This is a genomic window from Leifsonia sp. Leaf264 (assembly GCF_001422325.1).
GTDB lineage: Bacteria > Actinomycetota > Actinomycetes > Actinomycetales > Microbacteriaceae > Orlajensenia.
Genome location: NZ_LMMR01000006.1, coordinates 18,525 through 41,006, shown reverse-complemented (window position 1 = coordinate 41,006; position 22,482 = coordinate 18,525). Strand labels below are relative to the sequence as shown.

The window sequence follows — 22,482 nt, the reverse complement described above, 5'->3', positions numbered from 1 at the left end:
CGGCTGAGCCGGGGCCGAAGCGCGTGAGGCGCCTCACGCGAGGGCGTGCACGAGCTCCTCGATGAACGACGGGTAGTCCCGGGCGTTCCGCAGCAGCCTGTGCACCGACTCGTGCTCGGAGAAGACCTCGACGAACTGGTCGAAGACGTCCTGGAAGCTCGACCTGTCACTCTCGCTGAAGGCGATGAAGGCGACCACGTTCACCCTGGCGCCGTTCCAGTCGATCGGGGCGTCGCTGAGCACTATCGCGATCGAGGTGCGGCGCGCCGTCATGGCCAGGGCGTGAGGCACGGCGAGGGTGTCGGTGAACGCCGTCGACGACAGTCGTTCCCGCTCGATCGCCCCCGTGATGTAGGCATCGTCGATGATGCCGAGGTCCCGCATCCGCTCGCCCAGCAGCCTGATCATCGCCTCCTCGTCCGCGACCACGACGTCGCGCAGGAACAGCTCGGGCTGGAAGTAGCGCTCGAGCTCGGCCGCGAGCCGGGCGCGACGCCGGTGGCGACGGATGCGGCTGACGGCAGCACGCACCCGATCGATGTCGGCATCGGTGAGGAACGGCGCTATGACGAGGACCCGCTCGTCGGGCAGGGGCGGCTCGACCGTCGAGATGACGAGATCGCCGGGGAGGGCGCCCCAGTCGACGTCGGTTCGCGTCACCACGCTCTGCACGTCGAGGTCCGCACCGAGCGCCTCCTCGATGCGGGCGAGGACCGTGAGATGGAGTTCGTAGTAGGCGGGCGAGACGATGGAGCAGCTCACGAGGTCGTCGTCGACGCGGCGGCGCTGCTCGACGAGAGCGCCGACGTGCATGGCGATGTACGCGATCTCGTCCTCGTTGATACGGATGCCACGGCTGGTCTGCAGCTCGTTGGCGATGTACACCGCGAGTTCATACGTGAGCGGGTAGCCGGCCTTGATGGAGCGGGTGAGGGGGTTGCGGGAGAACGACAGGTCCTGGGCGCGTGCCACGAGGTTGCGCACGTGCAGCGCGAGCCTGGTGAGGAACTCGTCGTCGTCGAGGTCGATGAGGAACTCGCGGCCGGCCTGAACTGCGATGCGGCGGAGCTCGGCGAGGTCATCGGGGCCGAGCAGGTCGTCCTGACGGGCGTCGGGTCCGGTCTGGGCCGGCGTCGCCACCCGGGTCTCGACCAGGTAGCCGAGGTACGCCACGTCCTCGCTGTTCAGTCGCACGTCGAAGTGACGCACGACGAGGGCGTCGACGACGTCGGCGATTCCCAGATCCGCGGCATCCGGAACCGACGAACCGTCACCGTCCGCCTGCAGGCTGTGATGCCGGCGCACCCGATCCACTGCGATGGCGATGTGCAGCAGCACGTTGCTGAGGCCGTACTCGTTCACGGCGGCGCCGCGGGCCGTCAGCTCGGCGATGAGGTCGGTCTTGAACTCGGGGAGCCCGGCGGTGGGGAACTCGCGCTGGATGGCGGCGAGCTCGAGCATCCCGCGGGCGGACTCCTCACGGAACAGCGTGCCCAGCAGACGGCGTCGCGCCGACTCGGTTCCGTCGAGGGCGAGGGTGCCTCCGGTGCGGCGCAGGATCAGGCCGGTTCCGTCCAGACGGGCGCGCACACGCGTGAGGTCGCTCTCCAGCGTCGACTCGCTGACGTGGAGCGACGCCGCGGTGGCGAAGGCGTCCAAGCCGTCGGGGGAGTCGATCAGCCTGCGGAGCAGCCGGGTCGTCCTGGCGGCCGGCCCGCCGGATTCCTCGGTTCCTGATGCCGCTCGCCAGCGCGCATGCTCGGCCCTGTCGAGCCTGTACCCCGCCGGGCCGGACTGCACGGGCTCGAACGGCGCGGCCTCGGCCTTGATCGTCGTGACGTAGCTGCGCACGCTGCGCGGCGTCACGCCGAGCTGGTCGCCGATCTCGGCGGCCGTGTACCACCGATCGGCGCGCGCGAGCAGCTCGAGCAGCTGCTCCCGTCTGTCGCTCACGCCGTGGGTCCCTTCGTGTGCCGTCCTCGTCGAAGGCACTGTGCGCATCACGACGAGTCAAGCATCTCCGACATGGCCAGCGGGTCGTTCCGGCAAGATTTCCGCTGGGGCGGAAGAAAACGTGTTGGCCGACCGGGGCACCACGACGCCACACTGAGGGAACGAACCTCGAGCGAAGGAGCCGGATCGATGAAGATCCTCGTGGCGTGCGGAGCCGGTGCGTCGAGCACCTTCGTAGCCCAGCGCATCCGCCGCCTCGGACGCGAACGCGGCCTGGCCATCGACGTGGTCCCGACGAGCGATGCACTGCTCGAGGATGCCGCCCGGGATGCCGCCGTCGTGCTGCTCGGCAGCCACCTGGCATCACGCGTCGATTCCATCCGCTCCCGCCTCGCGGCCGTCGGTGACGCGAGCGTCGTCGTCCTGCCGGAGGCGGCATTCACAGACCACACCGGGGCGATCGCCCTGGACAGTGCACTCGACGCGGTCGGAATCCGTCCGTGACCGGCCGCGTCGGGCTCATCTCCGTGGTGCGGTCGCACCCCGGACACTATGGTGGGGTTCAGAACGGACGCCAGCGACGGAGGCCCGACACATGGGAGACATCGACATCACCACTGCCACGCGCAGTGTGCGAATCGGATCGGAACACGGGCTGCACGCCCGTCCCGCGAAGCTCTTCACTCAGGCCGTCGGGGAATCCGGGGCGAAGGTCACCATCGCGAAGGGCGACGGAAGGCCCGTCAATGCGGCGAGCATCCTCGCCGTCATCGCCCTCGGAATCGACCACGGTGACGAAGTCACCCTCACGGTCGACGGAGACGACGCCGCGACGGTCCTCGACCGTCTCGTCGATCTGCTCCTCACCGACCACGACGGCTGATCGCCCCGCGCGGGCGTCCTCCCGCTACACGACGGAGGGCGACTGATGGAACTGCACGGCATCGGAATCGGCGAGGGGATCGCCTTGGGCCCTGTGGCCCGGATGGCGGAGCCACTGCCAGAGCCTGTCGATCGACCCACTCACCTCGACGCGGAGCGCGAGGGACTGCGGGCCACGGCCTCGCTGTCGGTGGTCGCCGCCGAACTCAATCGCCGCGGTGCCCAGGCCGGTGGAGCCGCGAGAGACATCCTCGAGGCGCAAGCCATGATGGCGGAGGACGTCACCCTCGCCGATGACATCACGGCCAGGCTCTCCGAGGGCAAGACCGCCGAGCGCGCGGTGTTCGAGGCGTTCGCCGCGTTCCGCGACCTGCTCGCCGGCATGGGCGGTTACATGGGGGAGCGCGCCGCCGACCTCGACGACGTGTCGCAGCGGGTCATCGCCCACCTGCTGAAGCTGCCGGCTCCTGGCATCCCGAACCCCGGGCATCCGTTCGTCCTCGTCGCCCGCGACCTCGCTCCCGCCGACACGGCACTGCTCGACCTCGAACGGGTACTGGCCCTCATCACCACAGACGGCGGCCCAACTTCGCACACGGCCATCCTGGCGCGCGAGAAGTCGATCGTCGCCGTGGTCGGGGCGGCGGGGGCCGGCACGCTCGCCGACGGCGACACCGTGATCGTGGATGCCGCAGCGGATGCCGTCATCACGACTCCGACCGCCGACGAGCTGGCAGCGGCCACCGCGCGCATCGAGGACCGCGCCCAGCGCGCGCAGCAGCCGACGGGTCCCGGAGCCCTCGCCGATGGCACCCCCGTGCCGTTGCTGGCGAATCTGGGCTCAGCCGCCGGAGCGGCGGACGCCCTGGCCGCCGGTGCAGAGGGAGTGGGGCTGTTCCGCACCGAGTTCCTGTTCCTCGACTCGCAGTCGGCCCCGACGGTCCGCGAGCAGCAGGAGCAGTACACCCGTCTCCTCACGGCCTTCGCGGGCAAGAAGGTCGTCGCCCGCGTGCTCGACGCCGGGGCCGACAAGCCCCTCGCCTTCCTCAACGACGCCCCCGAGGAGAACCCGGCACTCGGGTTGCGCGGCATCCGCTCCCTCCGTCATACCGAGACCATCCTGCGGGAGCAGCTGACGGCGCTCGCCGCCGCCGACGCGGCGACGGATGCCGACCTCTGGGTGATGGCGCCCATGGTCGCCACGGTCGAGGAGGCCCGCTACTTCACGACTCTCGCGAAGGAGCTCGGCATCAAGACCGCGGGTGTCATGGTCGAGGTGCCCGCGGCAGCGCTGCTCGCCGATCGGGTCCTCGCGGTGACCGACTTCGCATCCATCGGCACCAACGACCTCACCCAGTACACGATGGCGGCCGACCGCCTGCTCGGAACCGTCGCGAACCTGCAGGATCCGTGGCACCCCGCCGTCCTCCGTCTGGTCGCCGAGGTCGGCGCGGCCGGTCGCGCGGCCGGCAAGCCCGTCGGCATCTGCGGCGAGGCGGCGGCGGATCCGCTGCTGGCCGTCGTGCTCGTCGGGCTCGGAGCCACGACACTGTCGATGTCGCCGTCGGCCCTCGCCGATGTCCGCGCGTCCCTCGCGCGATTCACTCTCGACGACGCCCGCGCGCTCGCCGAGGTCGCCTTGGCCGCCGATGGGGCTGCCGAGGCCAAGTCGGCCGCGAAGTCCACCGCGGCCGAGCGCACAGCAGGGCGCGTCCCAGCGCCCGCCACCTGATCAGGAGAGGCACCATCATGACAACGACGTCGGAGAAGAAGCCAGGAGGCGGCAGGGTCGCCGTCCAGAAGTTCGGCACCTTCCTCAGTGGAATGATCATGCCGAACATCGCGGCCTTCATCGCCTGGGGGTTCATCACCGCACTGTTCATCGCGACGGGCTGGTGGCCCAACCCGATCCTCGGCGGATACGGCAACGCCGACGTCATCGGTTGGCAGGGCGCCATGACCACCCTCGCGACGGATGCCGACGGCGCGACCTTCCCCGCCTACGTCGGTCTCGTCGGGCCGATGATCACCTACCTGCTGCCCCTCCTCATCGCCAACACCGGCGGCCGGATGGTCTACGGCGAACGAGGCGGCGTCGTGGCGTCGATCGCCACCGTCGGCGTGATCGTGGGAACGAACATCCCCATGTTCCTCGGCGCGATGATCATGGGCCCGTTCGCAGCCTGGCTCATGAAGAAGGTCGACGCCATCTGGGACGGCAAGATCCGGGCCGGTTTCGAGATGCTGGTGAACAACTTCTCAGCGGGCATCCTCGGCATGCTGCTGGCGATAGCCGGCTTCTTCGGGTTCGGTCCGGCTGTCGCGTGGGTGAGCGAGGGCCTCGGCAACATGGTCAACTGGCTCGTCGGCGTGCACCTGCTCCCGCTGCTCAGCATCATCGTGGAACCGGCCAAGGTGCTGTTCCTCAACAACGCCATCAACCACGGCGTCTTCACCCCGATCGGCACGCAGCAGGCGATCGAGACCGGCAAGTCGATCCTGTTCCTCGTCGAGGCCAACCCCGGTCCCGGCCTCGGCATCCTGCTGGCCTTCACCTTCTTCGGCGTCGGCATGGCCAAGGCGAGCGCGCCGGGCGCCATCATCATCCAGTTCTTCGGCGGCATCCACGAGATCTACTTCCCGTACGTGCTGATGAAGCCGATGACGATCATCGCGGCCATCCTCGGTGGAGCGACCGGCGTCGCCACGAACGCCCTGTTCAACAGCGGGCTCCGAGCGCCGGCAGCGCCGGGCAGCATCATCGCGGTGCTCCTGCAGACGGCATCCGACAGCTATCTCGGAGTCATCCTCTCCGTCATCCTCTCGGCGACGGTGTCGTTCCTGATCGCGTCGGTCATCCTCCGTTCCAGCCGCAAGCGGGATCTCGAGACCGAGGGAGCCGGTGACCTGAGCCAGGCCATCGCCCAGACCGAGGCGAACAAGGGCAAGTCGAGCAGCGTGCTCGACAACCTCGCCTCCGCCGGCGCTGCCGCCGGTGGAGCCCTCGTGGACGAGGGCGAGGGCGCGGCGTTCAGCCGCAAGCCGATCCACACGATCATCTTCGCCTGCGATGCCGGGATGGGCTCGAGTGCCATGGGCGCGACGGTGCTCCGCAACAAGATCAAGAAGGCCGGCATCGACAGCGTCGATGTCACCAACAAGTCGATCGCCAACCTCACCGACGACGTCGACCTGGTCGTCACGCATCGCGACCTCACCGACCGGGCGAAGCAGCAGTCCCCGAGTGCACTGCACATCTCGGTGGAGAACTTCATGAACAGCCCGAAGTACGAGGAGATCGTGCATCTCCTGCAGAGCGAGGGCGTGCGCTGACGCCGGGCGGATGCCGCTGCCCGTGGCATCCGCCTTTCGTCCCGCAGACGCGGAACCGAGACCATGAACGACAGACAGCAGTAGGGGGAGACGGATGACCGAGCAGATCCTGTCCAGCGGAGCAGTGCGCACAGCGGATGCCGCAGTCGGGCGAGACGACGCGATCCGCGCAGCAGGGGCGATCCTGGTGGAGGTGGGCGCGGTCGACGCTGCCTACGTCGATGCGATGCTGGAGCGGGAGGGGTCGGTGTCGACGTACATGGGCAACTACCTCGCCATCCCGCACGGCACCAACGAGGCGAAGGGCACCATCAGGAAGTCGGGGCTGTCCTTCACCCGCTATGCCGAGCCCATCGACTGGGACGGCGACGAGGTGCGCTTCGTCGTCGGCATCGCCGGCATCGACAACGAGCATCTCGAGATCCTCTCGAAGATCGCCATCATCTTCTCCGACGAGGACGAGGTGGAGAAGCTGCTCGCCCTCGACAGCGCCGAGGAACTCTACGCCGCGCTCTCCGACGTCAACGAGTCGTGAACATGAAGAAGGCCGTGCACTTCGGTGCCGGCAACATCGGGCGCGGCTTCGTCGGCCTCATCCTGCACGACGCCGGCTACGAGGTGGTGTTCGCCGATGTGAACGCCGAGCTCATCGACGCCCTCGATGCCGCGACCAGCTACGAGGTGCACGAGGTCGGCGATGAGCCCGCCACCCGCGTGGTCGACCACTTCCGCGCGTTCAACAGTGCGACGCAGGAGGAGGAGTTGCGGGAGGAGCTGACGACGGCGCACATCGTCACGACGGCCGTCGGGCCCACCGTCCTGCGCTTCATCGCCCCGCACATCGCCGCCGCCATGCGCGAGCGACCAGCCGAACTCCCGCCTCTGCAGGTGATGGCCTGCGAGAACGCCATCAATGCGACCGACCTGCTTCGTGACGAGGTGGCCTCGTTCATGGGCCAGGACGAGTGGAGGCGTTGCCTGCACCGCGCCGTGTTCGCGAACACCGCGGTCGACCGCATAGTTCCAGGCCAGGATCCGGATGCCGGACTCGATGTGACGGTGGAGAGCTTCTTCGAGTGGGTGATCGAGAGCGGGCCGTTCGACGGGGATGTTCCCGTGATCCCGGATGCCACCTTCGTCGACGACCTGCTGCCCTTCATCGAGCGCAAGCTGTTCACGGTGAACACGGGCCACGCCACTGTCGCCTACCTGGGAGCGGCGGCCGGCTACACCACGCTGTCCGATGCGCTCCGCGACCCGAGCGTCGCCGAGATCGCGACGCGGGTGCTGCAGGAGACCTCGACACTGCTGGTGGCGAAGCACCAGGCCGACCCCGAGGTGCAACGCGCCTACAGGGAGAAGATCCTGCGCCGCTTCGCGAACCCGTCGCTTCCCGACACTGTGCAGCGGGTCGGACGCCAACCGCTGCGGAAGCTGAGCCGGCATGAGCGCTTCATCGGCCCGGCCGCCGAGCTCGCCGAGCGCGGACTGCCGACCAGCGCCCTCGTCGAGGCCATCGGCGCTGTGCTGGCCTTCGACGAGCCCGACGACGAGCAGAGCGTGCAGATGCACGCCATCCTGGCATCGGCGGAGAGTCCGGGGGCTGTCGTGGAGTCCGTGATGGGAATCGAGCCGGACCATCCGCTGTTCCAGGATCTGAGGGAGATCGTCGCGGCTCGCAGCTGATCGCGGACGGGGCGCATCCGTCGCCGGCTGGATCCGAGCTGGGAAGTGTAGCCGCTGATTGGCCAAACGCCCGACAATGCCATACGATTGATCTTTGGTGTCCTGCGTCCGTTGACGCATGCCCTCCGGACGTCTGAGTTCGAGGGTGGGCACCGTCCGCACGACCAGCATCCAATACTTTTAGCGACGAAGAGGCTATGGCCAAAAAAGACGGCGTCATCGAGATCGAAGGCTCGGTTGTCGAAGCCCTCCCGAACGCAATGTTCCGGGTAGAGCTCACCAACGGGCACAAGGTTCTGGCTCACATCTCAGGCAAGATGCGTCAGCACTACATCCGCATCCTCCCCGAGGACCGCGTGATCGTGGAGCTGAGCCCCTACGACCTGACTCGCGGCCGGATCGTCTACCGCTACAAGTAAAGGCTGCTGTAAGTAACGGCCCGTTCGATTCCCCTGCGTGAGCAGGTGGACGGGTACGAAGACAGCGAAAAGGAAAACAATGAAGGTCAACCCCAGCGTCAAGCCCATCTGCGACCACTGCAAGGTGATCCGCCGTAACGGCCGCGTCATGGTCATCTGCAAGTCCAACCCGCGCCACAAGCAGCGCCAGGGTTAGTCGGTCGGCGCCTCGGCGCCGTCGGACACAGCAGAGACAACTCAATAAGAGAACAGCAATCCCAAGAACCTGATCCGTCAGGGGACACCCACGGTTGGAGGCCGCGGCACCGGGACTGCTCCACACCTCCACTCATCAACAGGAGAAGCCACACATGGCACGTCTAGCCGGCGTCGACATCCCGCGCGAGAAGCGCGTGGAGGTCGCACTGACCTACATCTACGGAGTCGGACGCACCCGCGCCCTCCAGACCCTCGCCGAGACCGGGATCGACGGAAACATCCGCGTCAAGGACTTGAGCGATGACCAGCTCGTCGCCCTGCGCGACTTCATCGAAGGCACGTTCAAGGTGGAGGGTGACCTCCGTCGCGAGGTTGCCGCCGACATCCGCCGCAAGGTCGAGATCGGCTCCTACGAGGGCATCCGCCACCGTCGTGGCCTGCCTGTCCGCGGACAGCGCACCAAGACCAACGCTCGTACCCGCAAGGGCCCGAAGCGCACCGTGGCCGGCAAGAAGAAGGCTCGCTAGGCCTCGGCCAGCGACCTTCGCGCCTCATAGGATTCAGGAGAAATCATGGCAGCACCCAAGTCGGCCGTTCGCAAGCCGCGCAAGAAGGAAAAGAAGAACATCGCCGTGGGCCAGGCCCACATCAAGTCGACGTTCAACAACACGATCGTCTCGATCACCGACACCACCGGTGCGGTCATCAGCTGGGCCTCGTCCGGTGGAGTCGGCTTCAAGGGTTCGCGCAAGTCGACCCCGTTCGCCGCTCAGCTCGCCGCTGAGTCGGCTGCGCGTCAGGCGCAGGAGCACGGCATGAAGAAGGTCGACGTGTTCGTCAAGGGACCCGGATCGGGTCGCGAGACGGCCATCCGCTCGCTCCAGGCCGCAGGCCTCGAGGTCGGATCGATCAACGACGTCACCCCGCAGGCGCACAACGGATGCCGCCCGCCCAAGCGTCGCCGCGTCTAATCACCTGATCGGCCGGTCGGAGCGCATCACTGATGCGCACCGGCCGGCCTTCAGCCCGTTCCTTCCATAACTCCACAAACGCCGGGCCAGCCCACCCGGTCGCCATCGCAGGTGTCATATAGCGGACACCTCGCCGAAAGGAATAACAGTGCTCATTGCACAGCGCCCCACGCTCACCGAGGAGAACATCTCCGAGTTCCGCTCGCGGTTCGTGATCGAGCCCCTCGAGCCCGGCTTCGGCTACACGCTCGGCAACTCGCTCCGCCGCACCCTCCTCTCGTCGATCCCCGGCGCTGCTGTGACCAGCATCCGCATCGACGGCGTCCTCCACGAGTTCAGCACCGTTCCCGGTGTCAAGGAGGATGTGACCGAGATCATCCTGAACATCAAGGGCCTGGTCGTCTCCAGCGAGCACGACGAGCCGATCACCGCCTACCTGCGCAAGCAGGGCGCCGGTCAGGTCACCGCCGCCGACATCTCGGCTCCGGCCGGTGTCGAGGTGCACAACCCCGAGCTCGTGATCGCGACGATCAACGAGTCGGCGAAGTTCGAGCTCGAGCTCACCATCGAGCGCGGCCGCGGCTACGTCTCGGCCACGCAGAACCGCAACGAGTACAGCGAAGCCGGTCAGATCCCGATCGACTCGATCTACTCGCCCGTCCTCAAGGTCACCTACCGCGTCGAGGCGACTCGTGCCGGTGAGCGCACCGACTTCGACCGCCTCGTGGTCGACGTCGAGACGAAGCCGGCCATCACGCCGCGCGACGCCATCGCCTCCGCCGGCCGTACGCTCACCGAGCTGTTCGGTCTGGCCCGCGAGCTCAACACCGCTGCCGAGGGCATCGAGATCGGCCCCGCGCCGGTCGACGCCGTCCTCTCGAGCGAGCTCTCGATCCCGATCGAGGACCTCGACCTGTCGGTGCGTTCGTACAACTGCCTGAAGCGTGAGGGCATCAACAACGTCAGCGAGCTCGTCGCCCTCTCGGAGACTCAGCTCATGAACATCCGCAACTTCGGTCAGAAGTCGGTGGATGAGGTCAAGGACAAGCTCGTGGAGCTCGGCCTGTCGCTCAAGGACTCGGTCCCCGGATTCGACGGCGCCCACTTCTACAGCGGCTACGACGACGAGAACATCTAGAGCTCGTTCGTTTCGAGCTTCGACCTTTCACATACTGGAGAAATAAATGCCTAAGCCCACCAAGGGCCCCCGCCTCGGAGGCGGACCCGCACACGAGCGTCTGATGCTGGCCAACCTGGCTTCGCAGCTGTTCGAGCACAAGTCGATCAAGACGACCGAGACCAAGGCCAAGCGCCTGCGTCCCTACGCCGAGCGTCTCATCACGTTCGCAAAGCGTGGAGACCTCCACGCTCGTCGTCGCGTGCTGGCTGTCATCGGTGACAAGTCCGTCGTCCACGAGCTCTTCACCGAGATCGCTCCGCTCGTCGCCGAGCGCGACGGCGGCTACACCCGCATCACGAAGATCGGCTACCGCAAGGGCGACAACGCTCCCATGGCGCAGATCGAGCTCGTCCTCGAGCCCGTCGTGAAGAAGGCCAAGCCCGCCAAGGCTGCAGCGAAGACCGCTCCGGTCGTCGAGGCCGAGCCCGAGGCAGACGTCACCGACGAGACCGTCACCCCGGCTGAGGCCGAGGTCGACGAGGCCGTCGCAACCGACGCCGAGGTCGAGACCCCGGCCGACGAGGCCGAGGCCAAGTAGTCTCTGCACCACCCTCACAGGGCCCCGGTGATCCATTCGGATCGCCGGGGCCCTGTCTCGTGCTCGGGGTGCCCGCGGTCGAGGCGCCAAGTTCCGGGGGTGCTCACATGTCCACAGCCGACGACCTGGCGTCTCGTTCTTAGCTGCTGGTGCCGACTCGTAAACTGGATGCGTGGACGGCATGGTTGACGAGGAGATCGAGTCCTCCTCGACCCTTCACCCTCCGCTCGACGGCACCCGTCGCATCCGCCTGGACATCGCCTACGACGGAACCGATTTCAACGGCTGGGGCCGCCAGCCGAATCTGCGTACGGTGCAGGGCGAGATCGAGCAGGCGCTGGCTTCGATCCTCCGCCGCTACGGCCCCCCGCCTACCCTGGTCGTCGCCGGGCGAACGGATGCCGGTGTCCACGCCACAGGGCAGGTCGCACACCTCGACCTCACCGACGCCCAGGCCGGCAGCCTGCTGCGACCCGACCGCGGACGCAATCGGGGCGGGGAGCGTGACGCCGGCACGGCGCTCGCGCGTCGACTCAACGGCATCCTGAGCCAGAAGGGCGACATCGTGATCTCCCGGGGGTCGCTGGCTCCCGAGGGGTTCGACGCCAGGTTCGGTGCACTCTGGCGCCGCTACAGCTATCGGCTCGCCGACCAGACCGCTGTGCGCAACCCGCTGCACAGGGTGAACACGACTTGGCACCATTCGCGCCTCGATGGTGAGGCGATGGACGCCGCGGCTGCGAGCCTGTGCGGGCTGCACGACTTCGCCGCCTACTGCAAGCCACGCGACGGCGCCACGACGATCCGCACCCTGCAGTCGTTCACCTGGGAACGGGATGTCGACGGCGTGCTGACCGCGCGTCTGCAGGCCGATGCCTTCTGCCACAGCATGGTGCGCGCGCTGGTCGGCGCCTGCGTCTCGGTGGGAGCCGGCAAGCTCGACCCCGGGGATCCCGTCGCGCTGCGCGACGCCGCCGAACGTACGAACGCGTTCATGGTGATGCCGGCTCGCGGACTCACCCTGACGCAGGTCGGCTACCCCGACGACCTGAGGCTCGCGGCCCGCGCAGCCGAGACCCGGCAGCGGCGGGCCCTGCATCGCAGCGATGCGCCGATCGATGCCACGGTCGCAACGACCGCGACGACGGATTCCGCAGCGGACCGCCCTCGAATTGCCAATGGGGTCGAAGTCTCCTAAGATAGACCGTTGGTGCCCGTGCCTTGGCGGCCGGGTACACGAACGTGAGCCCTCCATCGACTGTGTTCTCCTCGAGAACCGCCCGGAGTGGGATTCACGAACACCTCCGTTCGAACAGAAAGCAGCCACTACAGTGACGCGCACTTACACCCCGAAAGCCAGTGAGATCACCCACGACTGGTACGTCATCGACGCAGCCGATGTCGTTCTCGGTCGCCTGGCGACCCACGCAGCAGTCCTGCTGCGCGGCAAGCACAAGCCGACCTTCGCCAACCACATGGACACCGGCGACTTCGTCATCATCATCAACGCCGACAAGGTGGCCCTGACCGGCTCCAAGGCGGACCAGAAGAAGGCCTACCGCCACTCCGGTTACCCGGGCGGCCTCACGGCAGTCACCTACTCGGAGCTGCTCGAGAAGAACCCCACGCGCGCCGTCGAGAAGGCGATCCGCGGAATGCTCCCGAAGAACTCGCTCGGCCGCGCCCAGCTGAAGAAGCTCAAGGTCTACACCGGCCCGGAGCACCCTCACGCTGCCCAGCAGCCGAAGCAGTTCGTCTTCAACCAGGTCGCCCAGTAGCGCCCGGCCCCCGACTTCTCGATTCACAGACAAAGGATTCCAATCACCGTGGCGAAGATCGCAGACCAGATCGACGTGGCTCCCGAGAGCTACTCGACCGAAACCCCCGCTGAAGAAACCCCCCGTGCACCCCGCGCCGTCCTGAACGTCTCGGGCTCCGCCGTCGGCCGTCGCAAGCAGGCCATCGCCCGCGCGCGCCTCGTGCCCGGCGCCGGCAGCCTGACCGTGAACGGCCGCGACCTCGCGGACTACTTCCCGAACAAGCTCCACCAGCAGCTCATCAACGACCCGTTCAAGGTGCTCGACCTCATCGGCAGCTACGACGTCGTCGCGAAGATCACCGGTGGTGGCCCCTCCGGCCAGGCCGGTGCCCTCCGCCTCGCGATCGCTCGTGCGCTGAACGAGATCGACCGCGAGAACAACCGTGCTGCCCTGAAGAAGGCCGGCTTCCTCACCCGTGACGCTCGCGTCATCGAGCGCAAGAAGGCTGGTCTCAAGAAGGCCCGTAAGGCGTCGCAGTTCTCGAAGCGCTAAGCGCTTCGACACTGGCAGACATGCCTCGTCTCTTCGGAACCGACGGGGTCCGGGGCCTGGCCAACCGTGAACTCACGGCTGACCTGGCCCTGGGCCTCGCTCAGGCGAGCGCCGTCGTCCTGACTTCAGGGCGACGTGCGGAAGAGCGCCGCGCACAGGGCAGACGCCCCGTCGCGGTTCTCGCCCGTGATGGCCGGGTCTCCGGCGAGTTCCTCGGAGCCGCCGTCGCAGCAGGCCTCGCGAGTTCCGGCGTCGACGTCCTCGACGCCGGCGTCGTGCCGACACCGGCCACGGCGTTCCTCATCGCCGACAGCGGCGCCGACTTCGGCGTCATGATCTCGGCATCGCACAACCCCGCCCCCGACAACGGAATCAAGCTGTTCGCTGTCGGCGGCGCCAAGCTTCCCGACGAGGTCGAGGATCGCATCGAAGCGCACCTCGGCATCGAGAAACTCCTCCCGACGGGGGGAGAGGTCGGCCGAATCCGTCGATTCGCGGATGCCGAGGACCGCTATGTGCTGCACCTCATGGGCACCCTCCCGAACCGACTCGAGGGCGTTCACGTCGTGCTGGACTGCGCCAACGGCGCGGCAGCGGGCATCTCGCCCGAGGTGTTCGCCCTGGCCGGCGCGACGATCACCGTCATCGGAGCCGATCCCGACGGAACGAACATCAACGACGGCGTCGGCTCGACCCATCTCGACCACCTCGCAGCCAAGGTGCTCGAGGTCGGAGCCGACATCGGCATCGCTCATGACGGCGACGCCGATCGCTGCCTCGCGGTGGATGCAGCCGGCAACATCATCGACGGCGACCAGATCATGGCGATCCTGGCCGTGGCGATGAAGGAGCGCGGCCACCTCACCAAGGACACCCTCGTCGTGACGGTGATGAGCAACCTCGGCCTGCACAGGGCGATGGAGGCGAACGGCATCACGGTCATCCAGACCGCCGTCGGTGACCGCTACGTGCTCGAGGAGCTGAACGCCGACTCTCTGGCGCTCGGCGGCGAGCAGTCCGGCCACGTCATCATGACCGAGTACGCCACGACGGGCGACGGCATCCTCACCGGACTTCACCTGGTGGCCGAGATGGCCCGCACGGGGAAGACCGCCGCTGAGCTCGCGAGCGTCATGACGGTGTTCCCGCAGATCCTCGTGAACGTACGCGGAGTCGATCACCACGCGCTCGACTCCGACGACGTCATCGCCGCCGCCGTCCGCGATGCCGAAGCCGAGCTGGGCGCTTCGGGTCGGGTGCTCATGCGTCGCTCGGGAACCGAGCCGATGGTGCGCGTCATGGTGGAGGCGGCCGATCAGGCCACCGCCGACAGACTGGCCAACGGCCTCGCCGACGTGGTCCTGGAGCAGCTCGCCCTCTAGAGCTTGCGGAGCAGCACCGAATCGACGGTGTGGTTCTCGTCCTTCCGCAACACCAGTGTCGCCCGCGACCGCGTGGGCCGGATGTTCTGCAGCAGGTTCGGTTCGTTGATCGAACGCCAGATCTCGCCGGAGCGAGCGCGCGCCTCCTCCTCGGTGAGCGACGCGTAGCGGTGGAAGTACGACAGCGGGTTGCTGAATGCGCCCCGCTGCAGCTTGAGGAAACGCTCGTCGTACCAGCGGGCGATGTCGCGCGTTCGGGCGTCGACGTAGATGGTGAAGTCGAACAGGTCGCTCACGGCCAGGCGGTGGCCCGGCCCCGGCGGCTGCAGCACGTTCAGGCCCTCGACGATGAGCACATCGGGGCGGCGCACGGTGATCTGCGCATCCGGGACGATGTCGTAACTGAGGTGGGAGTAGAACGGTGCCCGAACCTCTGCGGTGCCGGCCTTGACCTCGCTGACGAACCGGAGCAGCGCTCGGCGGTCGTAGGACTCGGGGAAGCCCTTGCGCGACATCAGGCCGCGACGCTCGAGTTCGGCGTTCGGGAGCAGGAAGCCGTCGGTCGTCACGAGCTCCACCCGTGGAGTGTCCTCCCAGCGTGCCAGGAGCTCGCGCAGCAGGCGGGCGATGGTGGACTTGCCGACGGCGACGGATCCAGCCACGCCGATCACGAAGGGGGTGCTCTCGGCCCTGTCGCCGAGGAAGTCGCTGGTCGCCCGGTGCAGGCGGCGCGCGCCGGCGACGTAGAGGTTCAGCAACCTGCTGAGGGGGAGGTAGACATCGGTCACCTCGGAGAGGTCGAGTGGCTCACCGAGCCCGCGCAACTGCACGAGTTCCGTCTCGCTCAGTGGCAGCGGCGTCGACCTCGCGAGCGCCGCCCAGTCGGCGCGATCCAGCTCGACGAACGGGGAGCTGTGGCCGTGGACACCATTGGTTCTCGCCGGATCGGACATCGCTAAGAGCCTAGTCGCAGGCTGCGCCCACTAAAATCGACCCCATGTGCGGAATCGTGGGATATGTCGGCTCGAACAAGAGTCTCGAAGTGCTGATCGGCGGCCTTCGTCGTCTCGAGTACCGCGGCTACGACTCCGCCGGCGTCGCGGTGATCGATGACGAGGGCGGGCTGGCCACGGCGAAGAAGGCCGGCAAGCTCGTCAAGCTCACGGATGAGTTGACCTCCCATCCGATCAACGACGGCCGCACCGGCATCGGCCACACGCGCTGGGCGACTCACGGCGGACCCACCGACCGCAACGCACACCCCCACCTCGGCGACGACGGCCGACTCGCCCTCATCCACAACGGCATCATCGAGAACTTCTCCGAGCTGAAGAACGAACTGCTCGCCGAGGGCTACGCCTTCGAGAGTGAGACGGACACCGAGGTGGCTGCGGTGCTGCTCGGACGCGAGTACCGGGCATCCGGCGACCTGCGCCTCGCATTCCAGACCACGGTGTCGCGCCTCGAGGGTGCCTTCACGCTCCTCGCCCTGCACCAGGACCAGCCCGGTCTCGTCGTCGGCGCCCGCCGCAATTCGCCGTTGGTGATCGGCCTCGGTGACGGCGAGAACTTCCTGGGATCGGATGTCGCAGCCTTCGTCGAGCACACCCGCCGCGCCATGGCCATCGGTCAGGACCAGATCGTCGCCATCACCGCCGACGCCGTCGTCGTCACGGACTTCGAGGGCAACCCCGTCGAGACCGAGGAGTTCGACGTGGCGTGGGACGCCTCGGCGAGCGACAAGGGCGGCTGGTCGAGCTTCATGGCGAAGGAGGTCTCCGAGCAGCCTGACGCCGTCGCCAACACCCTGCGCGGCCGCGTCGGCGACACCGGGGTGAGCATCCCCGAACTCGAAGCCCTCGGGGACGACGTGCTCGCCGGTATCAGCCGCATCGTCGTGATCGGATGCGGCACGGCAGCGTACGCCGGGCTCGTGGCCAAGTACGCGATCGAGAAGTGGGCGGGCATCCCCGTCGAGGTCGAGCTCAGCCACGAGTTCCGCTACCGCGACCCCGTCATCACCTCGTCCACCCTCGTGATCTCGATCTCGCAGTCCGGCGAGACCATGGACACCCTGATGGCCGTCAAGTACGCCAGCGAGGCCGGCGCGAAGACCATCGCCATCTGCAACACGCAGGGGGCGACCATCCCGCGCGAGTCGGATGCCGCGATCTACACCCACGCCGGCCCGGAGGTGGCCGTCGCATCGACCAAGGCCTTCGTCGCCCAGATGACCGCCCTGTACCTGTTCGGCCTGCACCTCGCCCGCGTGCGCGGAACCCTCACGCCCGCGGAGGTCGCGGTCGAGCTGGCCGAGCTCGAGGCCATCCCGGCGAAGCTCACCACGGTCCTGCAGACGGGTGAGAGCATCCGCCAGCTCGCGCACTGGATGGCCGACACCCGCGCCGTGCTGTTCCTGGGACGCCACGTCGGATTCCCCGTCGCGCTCGAAGGCGCGCTCAAGCTCAAGGAGCTGGCCTACATCCACGCCGAGGGCTTCGCCGCCGGCGAGCTCAAGCACGGCCCGATCGCCCTCATCGAGCCCGGTCAGCCCGTGTTCGTCATCGTGCCGAGCCCCAGCCGATCCGCGCTGCTGCACGCCAAGGTCGTCTCGAACATCCAGGAGATCCGCGCTCGAGGCGCCAGGGTCATCGCCATCGCCGAGCAGGGCGATGCCGCGGTGCTGCCCTTCGCGGACGAGGTCATCGCGATCCCGCTCGCCGCCCCCCTGTTCGAGCCGTTCCTCGCCGTCGTGCCCCTGCAGCTGTTCGCCATGGAGCTGTCTCTGGCCAAGGGCCTCGACGTCGACCAGCCGCGCAACCTGGCGAAGTCAGTCACGGTCGAGTGAGCCGTGATCGCCGGCATAGGAGTCGACGTCGTCGATCTTGCCCGCTTCGAGCGGGCGATCGCACGCACCCCGCGCCTCGTCGACAGGCTGTTCGCTGAGAGCGAACGCGGGCGTCATCCGCGATCGCTCGCCGCACGATTCGCGGCCAAGGAAGCGCTCATCAAGGCCCTCGGCGGGCCGGGCGGCCTGCGGTGGCACGACATGGTCATCGATGCGAACGAGCACGGTGATCCCGAGTTCAGGCTCTCCGGCACGGTCGCAGCCGCTGCCGACGCGCAGGGCATCGTGCGGGTACACGTGTCGATGAGCCACGACGCCGGCATCGCGACGGCTTTCGTCGTGACGGAGCGGGGCGACGCATGAGCGAGCCGCTCGTCTTCCGCGAGGCATCCGTCGACCTCGCCGCCATCACGGCCAACGTCGCCGCGCTGGCCGCCCACGTCGGCACGCCCCACGTGATGGCCGTCGTCAAGGCGAACGCGTACGGACACGGCGCTGAACCCGTCGCTCGCGCAGCCCTCGCGGGCGGCGCGGACTGGCTCGGGGTCGCCGACATCTCTGAGGCACTGGCGCTTCGCGACGCCGGCATCGACGCCCCACTGCTCGCCTGGCTGCACGATCCGGCGGCGCGCTTCGACGAGGCCGTCGAGCGGGGGATCTCGCTCGGCATCTCCACGCTCGGACAGCTGGATGCGGTGACGGATGCCGCCACGCGCGTCGGCACGCCCGCGCGACTCCACCTCAAGGTCGACACCGGACTCAGCCGCAACGGCCTGGCTGCGGGGGACTGGGACACGGCCTTCACCGCGGCGAGCGCGCTGCAGGAGTCGGGCGACGTGATCGTGGAGGGTCTCTTCAGCCACCTCTCGAATGCCTCTCCGGCCGACGACGCGGCCCAACGCGAAGGGTTCGAGACGGCGGTCAGGACCGCCGCCCGCCACGGGGTCTCTCCCGAACTGCTGCACCTGGCGGCGACGGCCTCCGCCATCACCCAGCCCGAGAGCCGATTCAGCATGGTGCGGCTCGGCATCGGCATCTACGGGCTGTCGCCGTGGAGTGACGCGACGCCCGAGATCGCCCTCGTTCCCGCGATGACCCTGCGCGGGCGGGTCGCGAACGTGCGCCGGGTGAAGGCTGGAACCGGCGCCTCCTACGACTACCAGTGGCGCGCCGGGCACGACACCACCCTGGTCCTGGTGCCGCTCGGCTACGCCGAGGGCATCCCCCGGCAGGCATCGGGTCGGGCCGAGGTCTGGATCGCGGGGAAGCGGCATCCCGTCGTCGGCCGGATCGCCATGGACCAGTTCATCGTCGACGTGGGAGACGCCGCCGTGGGCATCGGCGACGAGGTCATCGTGTTCGGTGACCCGGCGACGGGCGCACCGTCGGCCGACGACTGGGCACGCGCTGCGGGCACCATCAACTACGAGATCGTGACGCGCATCGGGCAGCGCGTGCACAGGCGGTATGAGGCATAACCGTGCAGATCATCACCATCGCCGAGTCCGAGGGCATGACCGAGCTCGGGGAGGCGCTCGCGGCACAGCTGCGGGCCGGAGACCTCCTCGTTCTCAGCGGACCACTCGGGGCGGGAAAGACCACCCTGACCCGCGGCATCGGCGCCGGCCTCGGCGTGCGCGGACGCGTGGCCAGCCCCACCTTCGTGCTGGCCCGCACGCACCCGAACCTCACCGGTGGTCCGCCGCTCGTGCACGTCGACGCGTACAGGCTGGCGAGCGCCATGGAGCTCGACGACCTCGACATCGACTTCGCGGGCTCGGTGGTGGTCGTCGAATGGGGTGCCGGGCTGCTCGACGGCGTCGCAGAGTCGTGGCTGGAGCTCGACATCGTCCGGCCGACGGGAGCCGGATCCGAGAGCGACTCCGGCGACGACGCAGGGTCGCACGGCGACGGCGACGGCGACGGCGACGGCGACGACGATGACGCCGACACGGATGCCGCCGACCTCGATGCCGACGAGCCCCGCACCGTCACGATCCGCGGCTTCGGTCCGCGCTGGGCCGACTCGCCCTACGCCTGAGGGCGACCGTCGCGGCGAAGTAGGCTGGAGGGGTGCTGCTCGCCATCGATACCTCCGCCGGCACGAGCGTCGCAGTGGTCGACCGTGACGGCGGCATCCTGAGCCAGGTCGACGTCCTCGACACCATGCGGCACGCCGAGGTCATCGGCTCGCTGATCAGCTCCGCCCTCGCCGAGGCCGGCATCCGGCCCGATCGACTCTCCGGCGTCGTCGCCGGGATGGGTCCCGGACCGTTCACCGGGCTGCGGGTCGGCATCAGCGCCGCGCGTACCTTCGCCTTCGCCTTGGGCAAGCCGCTGGTTCCCGTCGTCAGCCACGACGCCGTCGCGTGGAAGCACTACGCCGGCGGTGCGACGGGCCCGCTGCTGGTCGTGACCGACGCCAGACGACGCGAGGTCTTCTGGTCGGCGTACTCCGGAGCGGATGCATCCGGGCTGCCGATGCGCACCGAAGGACCCGGCCTCGCGAAACCCGACGCCGTGCCGTTCGCCGAACTGCCGCGCATCGATGCCGCCGCCATTCCGGCCGGCGGGCTGGGCATGGTCGCCGAGCTCGCGTTCGCGGCGGGGCATCCGTTCGCGGCCGACGAACCCCTGTACCTGCGCTCACCCGACGTGACGCCGTCGAACGGGCCCAAGCGGGTGACCCGGTGACCTTCCAGATGCGCCGCGCCGGCGTGGCCGATGTCGACGCGATCATGGCCATCGAGACCAGCACCTTCACGACCGACGCGTGGTCGACCGCGACCATGCGCGGCGATCTCGCGAGCGAGCACACGTACTACCTGGTGGCGTTCCCGCCCGACGAACGCGAGAACATCGTCGGCTACGCGGGCCTCCTCGCTCCGCACGGGGGAACGGATGGCGACATCCAGACCATCGCCGTCACGGAACCCGTCCGCGGCCACGGTCTTGGCCGCGCGCTCATGCAGCGGCTCATCGACGAGGCCAGGAACCGCGGCGTGAGCGAGGTCTTCCTCGAGGTGCGCGCCGACAACCCCGTGGCCCACGGGCTCTACCTGAGCCTCGGGTTCAGCGAGATCGCCGTGCGACCGAACTACTACCAGCCCGACGGTGTCGATGCGATCGTGATGCGACTGACGGTCCCTCCCTCCCGCACGACGCTCGCCACCGCTGCCGTCGATGACCAGGAGGAAGCGCGATGAATCGCGACGAGCCGCTCGTTCTCGGGATCGAGACGTCCTGCGACGAGACCGGAGTCGGCATCGTGAGGGGTCGCACCCTGCTCGCCAATGCCATCGCCTCGTCGATGGACGAGCATGCCCGCTACGGGGGAGTGGTGCCCGAGGTCGCGGCCCGCGCGCACCTCGAGTCGATGACCCCCATGATCGGCGCCGCGCTCGCCGAGGCCGGGGTCACGCTCGACGATCTCGACGCCATCGCCGTCACGAGCGGCCCCGGACTCTCGGGCGCCCTCATGGTCGGGGTGGGATCGGCGAAGGCGCTCGCACTCGCGCTGGACAAGCCGCTGTATGCCGTGAACCACCTCGTCGGCCACGTCGGCGTCGACGTCCTCGGCGAGGACGGGCATCTCGAGTACCCGACCATCGCGCTGCTGGTCTCGGGCGGCCACACCTCGCTGTTGTTGGTGCGCGACCTGGTGTCCGATGTGGAGCTGCTCGGCGAGACCATCGACGACGCCGCGGGAGAGGCGTTCGACAAGGTCGCCCGCATCCTCGGCCTGCCGTATCCCGGGGGGCCGCACATCGATCGCCTCGCTGCCGACGGCGATCCGAGGGCCATCCGGTTCCCGCGTGGCCTGACCCTGCCGAAGGACATGGCGGCGCACCGCTACGACTTCAGCTTCTCCGGGCTCAAGACGTCCGTCGCACGCTGGGTCGAGAAGAAGCAGGACGCCGGCGAGCCGGTGCCGCTCGCCGATGTCGCAGCCAGCTTCCGCGAAGCCGTCGCCGACGTGCTGATCGGCAAGGCGATCGCCGCCTGCACCGACCTCGGCGTTCCCCGCCTCCTGCTGGGCGGCGGCGTCGTCGCGAACGCCCGTGTCCGGTCGATGGCGGAGGAGCGCACGGCGGCAGCCGGCATCGCCCTGCGCGTGCCTCCCCTCGCCCTCTGCACCGACAACGGCGCGATGATCGCCGCCCTCGGAGCGCAACTCGTCATGCACGGACACGATCCATCGGGGCCGGACTTCGGAGCCGACTCCACGCTGCCCGTCACAGACATCCAGGTCCACTGAGCCCACGACGCACGCGACGTCACACGGGCGCGGCACCCTTTCCGCCCCTGATCAGCCGGAGTAGGGTGAGCAGAACGTGCGAACCACGGCCGGAAGGGGACCGATGACCGACGTCAACCAGCCATCAGCAGACCAGACCGGTGGTCCGGTGGTCCCGCCGGTCGCACCGCAACCCCCCGCGGCATCCGCCCCTCCGGCCTATGCCCCACCTCCCGCTCCGGCGCAGGCGCCGACCTACGCCCAGCAGCCCGCCTACGGGCAGCCGTACCCTGCGCAGACGAAGTGGAACGTGCTGGCGATAGTGTCCTTCATCCTGTCGATCGTCGGCATCAGCCTGGTGGGCATCATCCTCGGCCACATCGGCCTGAGCCAGATCAAGCGCACGGGGGAGCAGGGCCGCGGCTTCGCCATCGCCGGTCTCGTCCTCGGCTACCTGGGCATCCTCGCCGGCATCGTCATCCTCCTCATCGTCATCCCGCTGTTCTTCTTCGCCGCCTCGAGCGGCTCGCAGTACTGACTCGA

At 68.4% G+C, this 22,482-nt stretch carries 26 protein-coding genes; 24 read left to right on the top strand and 2 right to left on the bottom strand.

Features of this window, described 5'->3' with window-relative positions:
* Nucleotides 1-33: 33 nt before the first annotated feature.
* Nucleotides 34-1,953: a BglG family transcription antiterminator gene (locus tag ASF30_RS13295; protein WP_235480333.1), complete on the bottom strand. Its 1,920-nt coding sequence runs from the start codon at nt 1,951-1,953 to the stop codon at nt 34-36.
* Nucleotides 1,954-2,142: 189 nt separating this feature from the next.
* On the opposite strand from ASF30_RS13295, the gene ASF30_RS13290 reads away from it, so the two are divergent.
* The 16 genes from ASF30_RS13290 to glmM all read left to right on the top strand — a co-directional run bounded on the left by ASF30_RS13290 (nt 2,143) and on the right by glmM (nt 14,854).
* A complete protein-coding gene (locus ASF30_RS13290) occupies nt 2,143-2,457 on the top strand; it encodes a PTS sugar transporter subunit IIB (RefSeq protein ID WP_055907414.1) in 315 nt (104 codons plus the stop codon).
* 91 nt (nt 2,458-2,548) lie between these two features.
* Nucleotides 2,549-2,836, top strand: a complete 288-nt coding sequence (locus ASF30_RS13285) for an HPr family phosphocarrier protein (RefSeq protein WP_055907411.1) — start codon at nt 2,549-2,551, stop codon at nt 2,834-2,836.
* A gap of 45 nt (nt 2,837-2,881) precedes the next feature.
* Nucleotides 2,882-4,567, top strand: coding sequence for a phosphoenolpyruvate--protein phosphotransferase (gene ptsP / locus ASF30_RS13280; protein ID WP_055907408.1), 1,686 nt, complete (start codon nt 2,882-2,884; stop codon nt 4,565-4,567).
* A gap of 17 nt (nt 4,568-4,584) precedes the next feature.
* Entirely contained in the window at nt 4,585-6,168 is a 1,584-nt protein-coding gene (locus tag ASF30_RS13275) for a PTS mannitol transporter subunit IICB (protein ID WP_055907405.1), read from the top strand.
* A 94-nt stretch (nt 6,169-6,262) separates the two neighbouring features.
* A complete protein-coding gene (locus tag ASF30_RS13270; protein ID WP_055907401.1) occupies nt 6,263-6,703 on the top strand; it encodes a PTS sugar transporter subunit IIA in 441 nt (146 codons plus the stop codon).
* Between the two features lie 2 nt (nt 6,704-6,705).
* Nucleotides 6,706-7,854 (top strand): mannitol-1-phosphate 5-dehydrogenase, encoded by a 1,149-nt coding sequence (locus ASF30_RS13265; protein ID WP_055907397.1) that lies wholly within the window; start codon nt 6,706-6,708, stop codon nt 7,852-7,854.
* A gap of 197 nt (nt 7,855-8,051) precedes the next feature.
* The gene (gene infA, locus ASF30_RS13260) at nt 8,052-8,273 is read left to right on the top strand and encodes a translation initiation factor IF-1 (RefSeq protein WP_021759551.1); all 222 of its coding nucleotides are present in this window, start codon (nt 8,052-8,054) and stop codon (nt 8,271-8,273) included.
* 79 nt (nt 8,274-8,352) lie between these two features.
* Nucleotides 8,353-8,469 carry a 50S ribosomal protein L36 gene (rpmJ, locus tag ASF30_RS13255; protein ID WP_055821300.1) on the top strand — a complete coding sequence of 39 codons (117 nt, stop codon included), beginning with the start codon at nt 8,353-8,355 and terminating at the stop codon, nt 8,467-8,469.
* 154 nt (nt 8,470-8,623) lie between these two features.
* Entirely contained in the window at nt 8,624-8,998 is a 375-nt protein-coding gene (gene rpsM, locus ASF30_RS13250) for a 30S ribosomal protein S13 (protein WP_055907394.1), read from the top strand.
* A 45-nt stretch (nt 8,999-9,043) separates the two neighbouring features.
* Nucleotides 9,044-9,442, top strand: a complete 399-nt coding sequence (rpsK, locus tag ASF30_RS13245) for a 30S ribosomal protein S11 (RefSeq protein ID WP_055821293.1) — start codon at nt 9,044-9,046, stop codon at nt 9,440-9,442.
* Nucleotides 9,443-9,590: 148 nt separating this feature from the next.
* Nucleotides 9,591-10,580: a DNA-directed RNA polymerase subunit alpha gene (locus tag ASF30_RS13240; protein WP_055907392.1), complete on the top strand. Its 990-nt coding sequence runs from the start codon at nt 9,591-9,593 to the stop codon at nt 10,578-10,580.
* Nucleotides 10,581-10,626: 46 nt separating this feature from the next.
* Nucleotides 10,627-11,160 (top strand): 50S ribosomal protein L17, encoded by a 534-nt coding sequence (gene rplQ, locus ASF30_RS13235; protein ID WP_055907389.1) that lies wholly within the window; start codon nt 10,627-10,629, stop codon nt 11,158-11,160.
* 181 nt (nt 11,161-11,341) lie between these two features.
* Nucleotides 11,342-12,358 (top strand): tRNA pseudouridine(38-40) synthase TruA, encoded by a 1,017-nt coding sequence (gene truA, locus ASF30_RS13230; protein WP_082467799.1) that lies wholly within the window; start codon nt 11,342-11,344, stop codon nt 12,356-12,358.
* Between the two features lie 133 nt (nt 12,359-12,491).
* Nucleotides 12,492-12,938 carry a 50S ribosomal protein L13 gene (gene rplM / locus ASF30_RS13225; RefSeq protein WP_055907387.1) on the top strand — a complete coding sequence of 149 codons (447 nt, stop codon included), beginning with the start codon at nt 12,492-12,494 and terminating at the stop codon, nt 12,936-12,938.
* Between the two features lie 48 nt (nt 12,939-12,986).
* Nucleotides 12,987-13,472 (top strand): 30S ribosomal protein S9, encoded by a 486-nt coding sequence (gene rpsI, locus ASF30_RS13220; protein WP_055907384.1) that lies wholly within the window; start codon nt 12,987-12,989, stop codon nt 13,470-13,472.
* 20 nt (nt 13,473-13,492) lie between these two features.
* On the top strand, nt 13,493-14,854 hold the full coding sequence (glmM, locus tag ASF30_RS13215) for a phosphoglucosamine mutase (RefSeq protein WP_055907379.1): 1,362 nt from the start codon (nt 13,493-13,495) through the stop codon (nt 14,852-14,854).
* Here glmM and coaA read toward each other — a convergent pair.
* Nucleotides 14,851-15,807, bottom strand: coding sequence for a type I pantothenate kinase (coaA, locus tag ASF30_RS13210; protein WP_055907376.1), 957 nt, complete (start codon nt 15,805-15,807; stop codon nt 14,851-14,853). The genes glmM and coaA overlap by 4 nt on opposite strands.
* 44 nt (nt 15,808-15,851) lie before the next feature.
* Between coaA and glmS the strand changes: the two genes are divergently transcribed.
* From glmS to ASF30_RS13170, 8 genes are all read left to right on the top strand, one after another.
* Complete coding sequence (gene glmS / locus ASF30_RS13205) at nt 15,852-17,702, top strand: glutamine--fructose-6-phosphate transaminase (isomerizing) (RefSeq protein WP_055907373.1); 1,851 nt, start codon at nt 15,852-15,854, stop codon at nt 17,700-17,702.
* Between the two features lie 3 nt (nt 17,703-17,705).
* Nucleotides 17,706-18,065, top strand: a complete 360-nt coding sequence (locus ASF30_RS13200) for a holo-ACP synthase (RefSeq protein WP_055907370.1) — start codon at nt 17,706-17,708, stop codon at nt 18,063-18,065.
* The gene (alr, locus tag ASF30_RS13195; protein WP_055907367.1) at nt 18,062-19,180 is read left to right on the top strand and encodes an alanine racemase; all 1,119 of its coding nucleotides are present in this window, start codon (nt 18,062-18,064) and stop codon (nt 19,178-19,180) included. The genes ASF30_RS13200 and alr overlap by 4 nt, the downstream gene beginning before the upstream one ends.
* Before the next feature lie 35 nt (nt 19,181-19,215).
* Nucleotides 19,216-19,743, top strand: a complete 528-nt coding sequence (gene tsaE / locus ASF30_RS13190; RefSeq protein WP_055908691.1) for a tRNA (adenosine(37)-N6)-threonylcarbamoyltransferase complex ATPase subunit type 1 TsaE — start codon at nt 19,216-19,218, stop codon at nt 19,741-19,743.
* A 32-nt stretch (nt 19,744-19,775) separates the two neighbouring features.
* Nucleotides 19,776-20,396, top strand: coding sequence for a tRNA (adenosine(37)-N6)-threonylcarbamoyltransferase complex dimerization subunit type 1 TsaB (gene tsaB / locus ASF30_RS13185; RefSeq protein WP_055907364.1), 621 nt, complete (start codon nt 19,776-19,778; stop codon nt 20,394-20,396).
* Nucleotides 20,393-20,908 carry a ribosomal protein S18-alanine N-acetyltransferase gene (rimI, locus tag ASF30_RS13180; protein ID WP_055907360.1) on the top strand — a complete coding sequence of 172 codons (516 nt, stop codon included), beginning with the start codon at nt 20,393-20,395 and terminating at the stop codon, nt 20,906-20,908. Before tsaB ends, rimI begins: the two co-directional genes overlap by 4 nt.
* The gene (tsaD, locus tag ASF30_RS13175; protein WP_055907357.1) at nt 20,905-21,960 is read left to right on the top strand and encodes a tRNA (adenosine(37)-N6)-threonylcarbamoyltransferase complex transferase subunit TsaD; all 1,056 of its coding nucleotides are present in this window, start codon (nt 20,905-20,907) and stop codon (nt 21,958-21,960) included. Before rimI ends, tsaD begins: the two co-directional genes overlap by 4 nt.
* A gap of 103 nt (nt 21,961-22,063) precedes the next feature.
* Nucleotides 22,064-22,477, top strand: coding sequence for a DUF4190 domain-containing protein (locus tag ASF30_RS13170; protein ID WP_082467797.1), 414 nt, complete (start codon nt 22,064-22,066; stop codon nt 22,475-22,477).
* Nucleotides 22,478-22,482: the final 5 nt, after the last annotated feature.